The 13,038-nt window shown below is 67.0% G+C and carries 9 protein-coding genes; 5 read left to right on the top strand and 4 right to left on the bottom strand.

Translation table 11 applies throughout. The features are described from left to right. Window positions 1-6: 6 nt before the first annotated feature. The 4 genes from xylB (at window position 7) to O3298_RS04345 (ending at window position 4,632) form a co-directional block, all read left to right on the top strand. The gene (gene xylB, locus O3298_RS04360; protein WP_305058591.1) at window positions 7-1,476 is read left to right on the top strand and encodes a xylulokinase; all 1,470 of its coding nucleotides are present in this window, start codon (window positions 7-9) and stop codon (window positions 1,474-1,476) included. 85 nt (window positions 1,477-1,561) lie between these two features. Next, window positions 1,562-2,221, top strand: coding sequence for a TetR/AcrR family transcriptional regulator (locus tag O3298_RS04355; protein ID WP_289916947.1), 660 nt, complete (start codon window positions 1,562-1,564; stop codon window positions 2,219-2,221). Beyond that, window positions 2,205-2,777, top strand: a complete 573-nt coding sequence (locus tag O3298_RS04350; RefSeq protein WP_305058590.1) for a cytochrome b — start codon at window positions 2,205-2,207, stop codon at window positions 2,775-2,777. The genes O3298_RS04355 and O3298_RS04350 overlap by 17 nt, the downstream gene beginning before the upstream one ends. Before the next feature lie 229 nt (window positions 2,778-3,006). Beyond that, entirely contained in the window at window positions 3,007-4,632 is a 1,626-nt protein-coding gene (locus O3298_RS04345) for a methyl-accepting chemotaxis protein (RefSeq protein ID WP_251350624.1), read from the top strand. Here O3298_RS04345 and O3298_RS04340 read toward each other — a convergent pair. Continuing rightward, window positions 4,629-6,794, bottom strand: coding sequence for a TonB-dependent siderophore receptor (locus O3298_RS04340; RefSeq protein ID WP_305055956.1), 2,166 nt, complete (start codon window positions 6,792-6,794; stop codon window positions 4,629-4,631). The genes O3298_RS04345 and O3298_RS04340 overlap by 4 nt on opposite strands. 407 nt (window positions 6,795-7,201) lie before the next feature. Here O3298_RS04340 and O3298_RS04335 point away from each other — a divergent pair, with 407 nt between their 5' ends. Further along, a complete protein-coding gene (locus O3298_RS04335) occupies window positions 7,202-9,016 on the top strand; it encodes a bifunctional diguanylate cyclase/phosphodiesterase (protein WP_289903795.1) in 1,815 nt (604 codons plus the stop codon). Here the strand turns inward: O3298_RS04335 and O3298_RS04330 are convergent. The 3 genes from O3298_RS04330 to O3298_RS04320 form a co-directional block, all read right to left on the bottom strand. Further along, window positions 9,007-11,457, bottom strand: a complete 2,451-nt coding sequence (locus O3298_RS04330; RefSeq protein ID WP_305058589.1) for a TonB-dependent receptor — start codon at window positions 11,455-11,457, stop codon at window positions 9,007-9,009. The genes O3298_RS04335 and O3298_RS04330 overlap by 10 nt on opposite strands. Window positions 11,458-11,534: 77 nt before the next feature. Next, window positions 11,535-12,488 carry a FecR domain-containing protein gene (locus O3298_RS04325; protein ID WP_305058588.1) on the bottom strand — a complete coding sequence of 318 codons (954 nt, stop codon included), beginning with the start codon at window positions 12,486-12,488 and terminating at the stop codon, window positions 11,535-11,537. Beyond that, window positions 12,485-13,027, bottom strand: coding sequence for a sigma-70 family RNA polymerase sigma factor (locus O3298_RS04320; protein WP_305058587.1), 543 nt, complete (start codon window positions 13,025-13,027; stop codon window positions 12,485-12,487). Before O3298_RS04320 ends, O3298_RS04325 begins: the two co-directional genes overlap by 4 nt. Between the last annotated feature and the right edge of the window lie 11 nt (window positions 13,028-13,038).

Genomic DNA, 13,038 nt, shown 5'->3' with positions numbered 1-13,038 from the left:
AATCAAATGACTTATCTCGGTATCGATATCGGCACTTCCGAAGTCAAGGCCATCCTCACCGATGACGCCCAGGCTATCCTTGCCAGCGCCGGCGTGACCCTGCGCGTCTCCAGTCCCCATCCCGGCTGGTCGGAACAGAATCCCGAGGATTGGTGGCATGCCACCCTGGACGTCATCGCCGCCATCCGCACTGCGCAGCCGGTGGCGTTTTCCGGCCTGCGCGGCATCGCCCTGTCGGGCCAGATGCATGGCGCCACCCTGCTCGACAAGCAGCAGCACGTGCTGCGCGCGGCCATCCTGTGGAACGATACGCGCGCCTTTGCCGAATGCGTGGAACTGGAAGCATTGGTGCCCGAGTCGCGCGCGATCACGGGCAACCAGGCGATGCCCGGCTTCACGGCACCTAAGCTGCTGTGGCTGCAAAAGTACGAACCGTCGCTGTTCCGCGCCACGGCCAAGGTCTTGCTGCCGAAGGATTACGTGGCCCTGCGCCTGACGGGCGAGTATGTGTCCGACATGTCCGACGCTTCCGGCACCCTGTGGCTGGACGTGGCCAGGCGCGACTGGTCCGAGCGCATGCTGGCCGCCACGGGTTTGTCGCGCGAGCACATGCCGCGCCTCGTCGAAGGCAGCGCCGCCGCCGCGCAGGTGCGATCCTCGCTGTGCCAGGAATGGGGCATCGCGCACACGGTGCTGCTGGCCGGCGGCGCGGGCGACAACGCGGCCGCCGCCGTGGGCCTGGGCGTGGTGGAGCCGGGCGCCGGCCTGCTGTCGCTGGGCACGTCCGGCGTGCTGTTCGCCGGCAGCGACGGTTTCGCGCCGAATCCGGACCAGGGCGTGCATGCGTTCTGCCATTGCCTGCCCGAGCGCTGGCACCAGATGAGCGTGATCCTCAGCGCCGCCTCCAGCCTCAGCTGGGTGGCGCGGCTGACGCAGTCGGGCGACATCGGCGAACTGGCAAGGCTGGCGGAAAACGTCGAGGCGCGCACGGCGCCCATCTTCCTGCCGTATTTGAGCGGCGAACGCACGCCGCACAACGACGCCTCCGCGCGTGGCGTGTTCTTCGGCCTGTCGACGGAACACGGGCGCGCCGAGCTGGCCTACAGCGCGATGGAAGGCGTGGCCTTTGCCATGGCCGACGGCAACGCGGCCCTGCGCAGCGCCGGTACGCAGCTGCAGGAAGCGTCATTCGTGGGCGGCGGTTCGCGCAGCCGCTTCTGGGCCCAGCTGTGCGCGAATGCGTCCGGCCTGGACGTGCTGCGCCACGACCACGGCGTGGCCGGCGGCACCATGGGCGCGGCGCGACTGGCGCAGATGGCGGTGACGGGCTTGCCGCCCGCGCAGGTGTGCACGCGTCCGCCCGTGCAGGAAACGGTGGCGCCGCAAGCGTCCGCCGTGCTGGACGACCGCCTGGCGCGCTACCAGCGCCTGTATCCGCTGCTGCGCGCGGAGTTCGCGGGAACGGCTGCGCACTGACGCCGGCAGGTATTTTTGCATTGACATACGCAACGTATGTCAATAACATGCTTTCACATACGCTACGTATGTGAAAGGACTGTCCATGCCCGTCTCCACCGTATCACCCCCGCGCCGCAGCCGCAGCAGCATGATCGAGGAAACCCGCGCCCGGCTGCTGGCGGCGGCGCGCCATGCGTTCGCCGAGCAGGGCTATGCGAATACCTCGATGGATGATTTCACGGCTGCCGCCGGCCTGACCCGCGGCGCGCTGTACCACCATTTCGGCAGCAAGGAAAAATTGCTGCTTGCCGTGATCGATCAGCTCGAGGGCGAAGTTGGCGAGCGCCTGCAAGCCATGGCGGACGCCGCGCCCTCTTCGTGGCAGGCGTTTCGCCGCCGCTGCCAGGGCTACCTGGAACTGGCGCTGGTGCCCGAACTGCGCCGCATCATCCTGCAGGATGCGCGCGCCATGTTCGGCGACGTGCCGCAGGCGCACCAGAGCGTCGGCATCGCCGCGTTGCAGGCGGCGCTGCAGGGGCTGATCGATGAAGGCGTGGCGCTGCCTGCGCATACTGGCGTGACGGCCCGCATGCTGTATGGCGCCGTGACCGAAGCGGCCTTCTGGATCGCCGAAGCCGATGGCGACCCGCCCGCGCGGCTGGCCATGTCGCTGGCCGCCCTCGACAAGCTGCTCAGCGGCCTGCTGGCCGACCCCGCATCCGCTTTCACTTCCCAGGAACCGCCCCATGCAATGGAAAAATAACGCCGACCGTTTTGGCGCGCTCGCCAAGTTCTTTCACTGGATCAGCGCCGCCGCCTTTATCGGCGCGTATGTCGTTGTCTACTATGTGATCTGGTTCCTGGACGAGGAGGCGCCCGGTACGCTGGCGGTATTGAACGTGCACTGGATGCTGGGCTTGCTGGCGGGCGCGCTGGTCTTGCCGCGCCTGGCGTGGCGGCTGCTCGACGTGCAGCCGCAGGACCCGCCCGGCTCCGCGCTGGAGCACAGGCTGGCGCATGCCGCGCACTGGGGCTTGTATGGCTTGCTGATCGTGCTGCCCCTGACCGGCTACGTGGGCACGGGCCTGCATACCGACTTTGGCCTGTTTGCCGTGCCCAGCTTTCGCGATACGGCGCTGTTCGAGTCGATGGCGACGACTTTCGGCATGACCTGGGAAAGCTTCGAGGCGCCAGTGGATATCGTGCACCACTTCCTGGGCAAATGGGTCGCCTGGGGCGTGGTGGGCTTGCATGTGCTGGCCGCCGTGTTCCATCACCGCGTGCGCAAGGACGATGTACTGACCCGCATGTTGCCTTGATGCGGGTACGGGCAAGCTTGCCCGGATGACCATGACGGTGACGGAAAATCATGACCATCCAGTCAACCTTGCGCTGTAATTTGTTGTTTCTATGTTGAAAGTGTTTCTCTAACGAAAGCGCTGCTTGGTTTTTCACGGGGCGCGCCCCATGATTTCCCTATTTGGTGAGAATTGGATAGTTTTGGTGGCGCCTTTGTTGCCATCCTGTTCTTGCCGCCGGGAGAAACACATGCAACTCGCGAATCTGAAAATCTCCGTCCGCCTGGGTCTGTTGGGCGCCTTCTTCTTTCTTGCGCTGGTGTTCGTTGGCGCGCGTGGCTGGAGCGCGCTCGATGCGGCCAGTGCGCGCAGCGCGGACGCCATGCAGCGTTCCGTGGCCCTGACGGAAGCGGTCGACGCGGCGCGCAGCGCGCAGGTGGAATTCAAGATCCAGGTGCAGGAATGGAAAAACATCCTGCTGCGCGGCGGCGATGCGGCCGCCTTCCAGCGCTACCGCGAAGCGTTTGTCGCCAGCGGTGCGCAGACGCGCAAGGAATTGAAAAGCCTGCAGGCGATGATGGGCGCATTAAAACTCGACACGGCACCCGTGGAGCAGGCGCTGCAGGCGCACGACGCGCTGGGCGTGAGCTACCTGGCGGCGCTGCAAAAGTATGACGGCGCGCGCGCCGACAGCGCGCAGGCCGTCGATGCGCTGGTCAAGGGCATGGACCGCGAACCGACGCGCCAGATCGACGCCATCGTCACGGCCATCGGCAAGCAGTCACACGCCCTGATGGCGCAGATGAAGGAGCAGGATGATGCCGCGCACCGCAGCGCCAGCATCGCCATGCTGGCCACCGTGCTGGTGACCCTGGTCGTGGGCTCCATCACGGTGTGGTGGCTGATCCGCAGCATCACGGTGCCGCTGGGCGCGGCCGTCGGCATCGCCCAGCAGGTGGCGGCCGGCGACTTGCGCGCCGTGGTGGCCGACGGCAGCCGCGATGAAATCGGCGACCTGCTGCGCGCCTTGAAAGCGATGAGCGGCAACCTGGCCGCCATCGTGGGACGCGTGCGCGCCGGCACGGACGCCATCGCCACGGCGTCCGCTGAAATCGCCAGCGGCAATATGGACCTGTCGTCGCGCACGGAGGAGCAAGCCAGCTCGCTGGAAGAAACGGCCGCCTCGATGATCGAGCTGACGTCCACCGTGCGGCAGAATAACGACAACGCGGACCAGGCGCGCCAGCTGGCCGGCGGCGCTTCCGACGTGGCGCAGCGCGGCGGCGAGGCCGTGGCGCAGGTGGTGCAGACCATGAGCCATATCAATGCCTCGTCGAAGCGCATCGTCGACATCATCGCCGTCATCGACGGCATCGCCTTTCAGACGAATATCCTGGCCCTGAATGCGGCCGTGGAAGCGGCGCGCGCGGGCGAGCAGGGACGCGGCTTCGCCGTCGTGGCGACGGAAGTGCGCAACCTGGCGCAACGCTCGGCCGCAGCGGCCATGGAAATCAAGCAGTTGATCGGCGAATCCGTGCGCACGGTGGAAGAGGGCAGCGTGCTGGCCGGCCAGGCGGGGCGCACGATGGATGACGTGGTGAGCAGCGTGCAGCGCGTCAACGCCATCATCGGCGAGATCGCCGTGGCCAGCGTGGAGCAGCGCGACGGCATCGAACAGATCAGCATCGCCATCAGCCAGATGGATGGCGTGACGCAGCAGAACGCGGCCCTGGTGGAGCAGGCCGCCGCCGCCGCGGACGCGCTGCAGCAGCAGGCGGCCAGCCTGGCCGACGCCGTCAGCATCTTCAAGCTGCATGCGGCGCCGGCGCTGGCGTCGACGCCGGAACTGAAGCCGGGCCGGCTGGCGCTGGCTTAAAACGTGTACTTCGCCGTCAGCACGGCGCTGCGCGGATCGCCGAATGCATTGCCGCTGTCGATGCTGCTGATGGCCTGGTAGTAGCTGCGGTCGAAGACGTTGGTCACGCTCAGGCGCACGTCGAGCTGGCGGCTCACTTGCCAGCCCGCGTTCAGGTCGGCCACCGCGTAGCCGCCCTGGCGGATGGCGCTGTTGGTCTTGTAGATCTGGTTCTGCGCCCGTAGCGCGCCGCCGACGCGCCATGCATCGGACAGGCGATAGCTGGTGGACAGGCGCAGCAGGCGGCTGGGGCGCTCGGCCGCATAGCGCGCGCCGACGGCATTGCTGCCTTGCGCCTTGGCATATTCGGCCGTGTTGTAGGTAAAGCCCGCGCTCACCTGCCAGCGCGGCGTCAACGCGCCGGACACGCTCAGTTCAAACCCGTCGCTGCGCACTTCACCGGCCGCCTCGGAGCAAGACAGCAGGCCGGGACCGCACTGCGTCAGCGGCAGCGCGGTCGCCAGGTTCTTTTGCACGATGCGGAACACGGCCGCCGAGGCGTTCAACGCGCCGCCGAAGTATTCGCCCTTCACGCCCGCTTCCATGTTGATGCCCGTGACGGGATCGAGCAGCACGCCATTCCTGTCGACGGCGCTTTGCGGATTGAAGATGCTGGTCCAGCTGCCGTACAGCGAATGGTGGGCGTCGACGTCGTACACCAAGCCGGCATATGGCGTGACTTCCCGGCTCACCTTGTAGCCGGAGCGCGCGCCCGACAACGTGTTGATGGCGCGATAGTCGTACCAGTCGACACGGCCGCCCACCAGCAGGGCCAGCGGATCGGCCAGGCTGAAGCGGGCCGTCGTGTAGACGCCCGTCTGTTTCGTCTTGCTGTCCTGGCCATAATAGAACGTGCCGATCGCGGGTTTCACGGGCGCTCCCGTATCCCAGCGCACGGGGTTGAAGGTGTAGCTGTAGTCGGGGACCGACTTGTAGCCCTTGTCCTCGGTATCGCGCGTGCGGTAGTTGGCGCCGAAGACGATTTCATGGCGGCGGCCCAGCAGGCTGAAAGGGCCGGCTGCCTGCGCATCGACAATGCGCTGCTGGCGGTCGTAGACAAAGGCGTTGGCCGCGCTGAGGCGGAACAGATTCGTCTTCGGCACGCGGGCGATGCCCGTGACGACGGAGTCGAGTTCGTCCTGCAGCGCCTGCGCCGCCAGTTTGACCTTCCAGCCGTCGCCCAGCCGGTGTTCGAGTTCGGCGAACAGGCGCGTGTTTTTCTTGTTCCAGAAGGTCCAGTCGGGCGCGTTGCTGGCCGAGCGGTCGAGCGGCAGGAAACTGCCGTCGAGCGCCGTTGGCAAGCCGTACCACGTGGAGCCGGGATTGCGCTCGTCGTTGACGTGAAAGCCCACGCTCAGGGTCGTGTCGCGCGACAGGTCGGCATCGGCGGTGGCGTAGAGCAGGGCGCGCTTGTGGCGGTAGTTCGAGATGAACGTGTCGGTATCCTGGTAGGCGGCCACGGCGCGCCCGCGCAGGCTGCCCGCCTGGTTCAGTGCGCCGCGCGCATCGACTTCGCCGCGGTAGTCGTTGTAGCGGCCGATGCTGCCCGTGAGCGACACCTCGTTCTGCGCCGTGGGGCGCTTGCGCACGAAATTCATCGTGCCCGACGGGTTGCCCACGCCATTGAGCATGCCGGCCGCGCCGCGCAGGATTTCGACCCGGTCGTACATGGCCAGGGTAGCGAAACCCAGGGTGTCGCCGTCGGCCGACATGGTCAGGCCGTCTTCCGTGAAATTGCTGATCGAGAAACCGCGCGAATAAAAGCTGGCCCGCTCGGTGGCGCCCTTGTTCAGGCTCAGACCCGGCGTGATATTGGCGATGTCCTCGACCGAGCGGATATTCATGTCGTCCATTTGCTGGCGTGTGACGACGCTGACCGATTGCGGTGTCTCGCGCACGGACAGGTTCAGGCGCGTGGCCGCGTTCATGCTGCCGCTGGTGTAGGAGCCGTTGCCTTCTGTGGTGGCCGAGGCGGCCTGCGCGTTGACACGCACCTCGGGCAGATTCTGTTCCTGCTGCTGCGTCTGGCCATGGGCTGGTGCACCCAAGGTGCCGAGAATGGCCGCGGCCATGAGGGTCGGCGCCAACGCGGCGGCCTTTCGCTGTGCGCTGTGTATTGTCATTGATTACTCCCGGTGTCGCGATGATGTGGTGGATGAAGCAGGCGGATGCCTGTTTCAAAATATGCGTCGCTGGGGGAGTGTTGCGCCTGGCTTGCCTGGCCATGCCGCTGCGGTCCTGGCGTGGGCGCAGGGACTCAGATGAATGGAGTTGACTCCCAAGAATGAGAATCATTCTCATTTTAGTGTTGCGCAGCAATTGTTGCAATAATTGGTGAGATTGTCTGTGGGAGGATTGCAACAGTGATCACGCCCCGCCGTGATTGACACCAGTCAAGCGGCGCCCGATCAGGCAAATATCGCGCCGGAATTCTTATATTATTTCCTTTCCGCATGGTTCTGCGCCTGGCCGCATGGCGCGCGTTGCAAAGGAAAAGCATGTCTTCCACCTCTTGCCTGCCGGGTGACGCATGACGACGCTGCTGCTGGCGCTGTGCCTGACCCTGGCCGTGATGCTGAGCGTGCTGCTGGCCTGCCAGTGGCAGGCGGCGCGCACGTGGCGCCTGCGCCATGCGACAGGCGTGGTGCTGCAGGCGGCGCAGGCGCAGCGCATGGCAGATGCGCTGGCGCTGCTGCACGCCTTGCCGGCGGCCGTCGTCGGCACCGACCACGCTGGCGTGGTGCGCTACCTGAATCCCCGCGCCAGCGCCATGGGCGGGCTGCTGGGCAACGATGGCCTGGGCCAGCCCGTGACGCAGCTGCTGCCGCTGTTCCATGACGGCACGCCCATCGATGCGGCGCGCCAGGTGCGCGACTGCGTGGCGCAGCAGGAAGTGCTGGAAGTGGCACGCGGCGCCGTTCTGCTGCGCCATCTCGACGGCAAGCGCATCGACGTGCAGTACAGCTGCGCACCGCTGGCGCAGGGCGGTGCGGTGCTGCTGCTGCACGATGTGTCGGCGCGCCGGCGCGCCGAGCAGCAGCTGGAATTCATCGCCCACCACGACGGCTTGACGGGCTTGCCGAACCGGCTGCATTTCCAGATCCGCTTCGAGCACGGCATCGCCTACGCGCGCCGCCACCAGGCGTTGCTGGCGGTGCTGTTCGTCGATATCGACCGCTTCAAATCCATCAACGACAGCCTGGGGCACGACGTGGGCGACCAGGTGCTGACGGAGTTCGCGCGCCGGGTGCAGCAGTGCGTGCGCAAGGTCGACACGGTGGCGCGCCAGGGCGGCGACGAATTCATCATCCTGCTGACGGAATTGCGCACGGCGCACGATGCCGAGCGGGTGGCCGAGAAAATCGTCGGCGCCATCGCCGCCCCCTTCGTCATCGGCGAATACAGCCTGTCGGTGGCGGCCAGCGTGGGCGTGGCCCTGTACCCGGACGATGACGACGATGTCAATGCGCTGATCGAAAAGGCCGACCTGGCCATGTATGCGGCCAAGCGCCACGCGCCCGGCACCTGCCTGCGCTACGCGCCGCGCATGCAGACGCAATCGTATTCGCGCACCATCCTCGAGACGGCCTTGCGCCACGCGCTCGAACGCAATGAATTCGCCCTGTTCTACCAGCCGCGCATGGATTTGAAGACGCGCACGATCACGGGCGTGAAGGCGCTGCTGCGCTGGAAGCACCCGGAGCTGGGCCTGATGATGCCGCTCGACTTTTTACCGGTACTGGAGGAAATCGCCCTGATCCTGCCGGTGGGAGCGTGGGTGATGGCCACGGCGGTGGAACAGGCGCGCAGGTGGATCGCGCAGGGGCAGATGCTGACGGTGTCCGTCAGCCTGTCGGCGCGCCAGTTCTACCAGCGCGACATCGCGCGCAATTTCGCCGCCGCGCTGGAAGCGGCCGGCGTGCCGGGGCATTGCATCGAGCTGGAAATCGCCGCCGGCATCCTGATCGACCGCAACCAGAACTGCGAACTGATATTGCGCCAGTTCCGCCAGCTGGGCATGGCGATCGCCATCAGCGATTTCGGCACGGGCGACGCTTCGCTCAATTACCTGAAACGCTTTCCCACGGATGCCGTGAAGATCGAAAAATGCTTCGTCGACGACGTGGGCAAGCCGGGCGGCGACGGCGCCATGGTGCGCGCCATCGTGGCGATGGCGCGCACGCTGGGATTGCGCACCATCGCCGGCGGGGTGGAAAGCGGCGAGCAGCTGGAACTGCTCGCCGAGATGGGCTGCGACGAGGCGTTTGGCTATTTCCTGGGCCGCGCCATGGCGCCCGAGGGCATCGAGGTGCTGCTCAAAAGCAGCGAAGCCATTCAGAACTGATAGCGCAGCGACAGCATGGCGTTGCGCGGATCGCCGTAGTAGCCGCCCATGCCCGTCGAGTAGTACTTCTTGTCGAAGACGTTGTTCACGTTCAGGGTCGCCACCAGCTGCGGCGTGAACTGGTACTGCGCCATCAGTCCCGCCACGGCATACGCCTTCTGCGTGAAGCGTTCGCCGTTCGGCCCGCGGTCGTCCATGTAGATATCGCTCTGCCAGTTCACGCCGCCGCCCAGCACCAGGCCCGGCACGCCCTGCGCCAGGCGCCACGTGGTCCACAGCTTGGCCATGTTCTGCGGCTGGTTGGTCTGGATGCGCTCGCCGGCGGCGTTGCGGATGCGGCTATACGCATAGCTGGCCGTCAGCTGCCAGTCGGGACGCAGCTGGCCCGATACTTCCGCCTCGAAGCCGCGCGTGGTGGCGCCCTTCACCGTGTGATAGGCGTAGGAGCCGCCGCCCGTGCCGATGATCCAGATGTTGCCCGGATCGGCTTCGGCCAGGTTTTCCTGCTTCAGCTGGAACAGGGCCGCGCTGGTGGTGAGCTTGCCGCCGAAGAATTCGCCCTTGGCGCCCACTTCGTAGTTCTTGCCTTCCAGCGGCGCCAGGAAGCGGCTGTTGACGTCGCGCTGGCTTTGCGGCGTGAAGATGCTGGTGTAGCTGGCGTAGGCCGACCAGTGCTGGCCCAGGTCGTAGACCACGCCCGCATACGGCGTGATCTTGCCGTTTTCGCGCATGGCGTCGTACAGGTCCGTATCGTTGAAATAATCGCTGCGGATGTCGCGCTTCCAGTACGACAGGCGCGCCCCGACAATCACCGACAGCGCGTCCGTCGGGCGCAGGCGCAGGGTCGAATACACGCCGCTTTCCCGTTCCTCGTCGTACGAGGAGCCCAGGCGCGTGCCGCTGTAGTCGGGCACCGGCATGGCGCCATGCCAGGCGTGGATATCCGGCACCGTGTAGTCGTAGCCGTCGAGGCGCCAGTTCGGGTAGATGGGGCCATTCGTCTTGAGTTCCGAGGCGCTCACGCCCAGCACCAGTTCATGCTTGCGGCCGAAGGCCTGGAACGGGCCGCTCACGTACGCATCGAGCGAGGTCTGTTGCGGCTTGCTGTGCCAGTTGGCCAACCACAGCTTCATGCCGCCGCCCGTCACGCGGTCCGGGTAGCCGTTGCCGGAAAAACCCTGCAGGGCGTCGTACTGGTTGCTGCTGCGGCTGACGGCCACCTTGGCGATCCAGTCGTTGTCGAAATAGTGGTCGAGCGTGGCGAACAGCATGTTCTGTTCGCGGTCATACGTGCTCCACGCGGCCGTGCCGTTCATCGAGCGGGGAAAATGGGTTTGCGAGCCGTCGGCGTAGAACACGGGGAATTCACGCCCCGCGCTCTTGAGCTTTTCCTTTTGGTAGTTGATGCCGGCGCTGAGCACCGTCGAAGGCGACAGGTCCGCTTCGACGATGGCGTACAGCACGTCCTTTTTCTGCTGGTAGCGGTCGATGAACGAGCGCTGGTCTTCATGCGCGGCGACGAGGCGCGCGCGCACCTTGCCGTCCGCCGTCAAGGGCGTCGAGACATCGCCCTCGACGCGGTAACGGTCCCATGATCCCAGCTGCGCGCCGGCCGTGGCGGCGAACGTTCGGCCCGGGCGCTTGCGCACCAGGTTGATGGCGGCCGACGGGCTGCCCGTGCCGCTGATCAGGCCTGTCGCGCCGCGGATGACCTCGACGCGGTCGTAGATGGCCATGTCGTAGGTACGCGCTTCCAGGCTCTTGCTGGTCGGGATGCCGTCGAACATGTACGACGTGACTTCGAAGCCGCGGGAAAACACCTGGTCGTATTCGCGCGTGCTCGACGAATGGTCCACCGTGATGCCGGGCGCCTGCAGCAGCACGTCCTGCAGGGTCTTCAAGCCCTGGTCCTCGATCTGCTGGCGCGTGATGACGCTGACGGCTTGCGGCGTTTCGCGCAGCGACAGGTTCAGGCGCGTGGCGCTGGTCAGGCCTGCGTAGCCGCGCTTGCCTTCCGTGGTGCCGTCGCGCAGGGCGCTGGAGCTGACGGCCACTTCGCCCAGGGTGGCGGCGATCGGCGCGGCGGGCGATGCAGCGCCCGACTTGCGCAGCACGTAGCTGCGTTCTCCGCTGGGCAGTGCTTCGAGGCCCGTGCCGGCCAGCAGGCGGGCCAGCGCCTGCGGCACCGTGTAGCTGCCGCTCAGGCCCGGCGTGCGCACGCCTTGCAGCAGCTCGGCCGCCGCGCCCACGCTCACCTTCGCCTCGATGGCAAAGCCGGCGATGGCGGCGGACAGCTCGCCGCCCGGCACGTTGAAGGCCGTTTGCGCGGCAACCGGCGCGGCGGCGGCATCGGCTGCCATGGCCGGCGCCTGCGCCAGCGACAGCAGGAGCACGGCGCTGCCGATGGCGCGCGCGAGGGGAGTCAGACGAGGAGGGTGCATGGTGTTGCCTTTCCGGTGAGTGTCGTTGTAATACTCACAGGACAGGCAGCGGTGAAAAAAGGGGCCAATTTTGTAAGTTATTTTTTGCGGGCCGCGATGGTGACCCAGTACGGGCTGCGGTACAGCACGTCGACGGGCAGCATGCGCGCCAGGCTGTCCAGCACGGCGTCCGTGTCGTCGAGCTGGAAGGCGCCCGACAGGCGCAAGCCCGCCACCTGCGGTTCCACGCGCAGCAGGCCGGGGCGGTAGCGCGACAGTTCGAAGGCGAAGGCGTCGAGGCGCATGTCCTGCGCCGCCAGCATGCCGCGCGCCCACGCGTCGGCTTGCGGCGGCGCCGGCGTGGGCAGGCTGGCGTGGCTGGCGTCGAAGCGGCCCTGCTGGTTCGCCATGAGCGTGCGGACGGTGGCCGAGGGCGCGCGCGGCGTGATTTCCACCGCGTGTTCGAGCACCGTCACGCGGCTGCCGCCGTCGTCGACGCGCACGGTAAAGCGCGTGCCCAGCGCGCGGATGCGCCCATGGCAGGTGGCGACGATGAACGGGCGGCTGCCCGCGTGGTCGGGGCGCGTCTGCACCAGTACTTCGCCGCGGCGCAGGGTCAGACGGCGTTCGTCGGGGCCATACGCCACATCGACGGCGCTGTCCGTGTTGAGCACCAGGGTGCCGCCATCGGGCAAGGATATATCTCGCCGCTCGCCCACGCCGCTGCGGTAATCGGCCAGTATCTCGTGGCGCGCCAGCAGCCAGGCGGCGGGCGCCGCCATCAGCGCCAGCAGCAGCTGCACGGCCACGCGGCGCTGCGGACGGCGCAGCACGGGCACGGCCAGCTCCGGCGGCAGCAGACCGGCGGTCTGGCTCACTTGCTGCACCCTGTTCCAGGCGCGCGCGTGTTCCGGGTCGAGCGCGCGCCACTGCGCACTGGCGGCCAGGTCGTCCGGCGTGGCCTGGCCCGACTGCTCCAGCAAATACCATTCGACGGCCTGGCGCGCCACCTTGCGCGACAACAGAGGAGGCGGTGGCGCGGCCGCGCTCATGGCAGCAGATCCGGCGCCAGCAGCACGCATTCGGTCAGCGCCTCGGCCATGTAGCGCTTCACGGAGCGCTCGCCGATGCCCAGTTGCGCGGCGATGTCCGCATAGGCATGGCCTTCGATCTGTGCCAGGATGAAGACGGCGCGCACCTTCGGTTTCAGGCCGTCGAGCATGGCATCGACCGCTTGCAGCGCCTGCAGGATTTGCGCGCGCTGCTCGGTCGATGGCAGATGCTGTTCGGGCAGGGCAGCGAGCGCTGCCAGCCACGCGCGTTCCAGCGATTGGCGCCGCAAGTGATTGATCAGCAGGTGCTTGGCGACGGTGGCCAGGTAGGCTTTCGGCGCGCGCAGGGCCGGTGTCTGCGGCTGCGCGGGCGCGCCGGCCAGCAGGCGCGCGAAGGTATCCTGCATCAGGTCGGCCGCATCAAAGGCATTGCCCAGGCGCCGCTGCAGCCAGTGTGCCAGCCAGCCGTGGTGCGCGCGGTAATGGGTTTCCAGCTGCGTGGGCAGCAGGGGAGAGGGCGCGAACGGACTGCCTGGCATGGTGGGGAAAA

Origin of the sequence: Janthinobacterium sp. SUN137, assembly GCF_030587265.1 — a bacterium.
In the GTDB taxonomy this organism is placed as follows: Bacteria; Pseudomonadota; Gammaproteobacteria; order Burkholderiales; family Burkholderiaceae_D; genus Janthinobacterium; species Janthinobacterium kumbetense.
The sequence above is the reverse complement of the archived record's forward strand: the minus strand, read 5'-3'. Positions and strand labels throughout refer to the sequence as shown.

What these genes read in the sequence shown, in the direction of transcription:
- xylB (WP_305058591.1), top strand. Translation starts at nt 7, where the DNA reads ATGACTTATCTCGGTATCGATATCGGCACTTCCGAAGTCAAGGCCATC.
- O3298_RS04355 (WP_289916947.1), top strand. Translation starts at nt 1,562, where the DNA reads ATGCCCGTCTCCACCGTATCACCCCCGCGCCGCAGCCGCAGCAGCATG.
- O3298_RS04350 (WP_305058590.1), top strand. Translation starts at nt 2,205, where the DNA reads ATGCAATGGAAAAATAACGCCGACCGTTTTGGCGCGCTCGCCAAGTTC.
- O3298_RS04345 (WP_251350624.1), top strand. Translation starts at nt 3,007, where the DNA reads ATGCAACTCGCGAATCTGAAAATCTCCGTCCGCCTGGGTCTGTTGGGC.
- O3298_RS04340 (WP_305055956.1), bottom strand. Translation starts at nt 6,794, where the DNA reads ATGACAATACACAGCGCACAGCGAAAGGCCGCCGCGTTGGCGCCGACC.
- O3298_RS04335 (WP_289903795.1), top strand. Translation starts at nt 7,202, where the DNA reads ATGACGACGCTGCTGCTGGCGCTGTGCCTGACCCTGGCCGTGATGCTG.
- O3298_RS04330 (WP_305058589.1), bottom strand. Translation starts at nt 11,457, where the DNA reads ATGCACCCTCCTCGTCTGACTCCCCTCGCGCGCGCCATCGGCAGCGCC.
- O3298_RS04325 (WP_305058588.1), bottom strand. Translation starts at nt 12,488, where the DNA reads ATGAGCGCGGCCGCGCCACCGCCTCCTCTGTTGTCGCGCAAGGTGGCG.
- O3298_RS04320 (WP_305058587.1), bottom strand. Translation starts at nt 13,027, where the DNA reads ATGCCAGGCAGTCCGTTCGCGCCCTCTCCCCTGCTGCCCACGCAGCTG.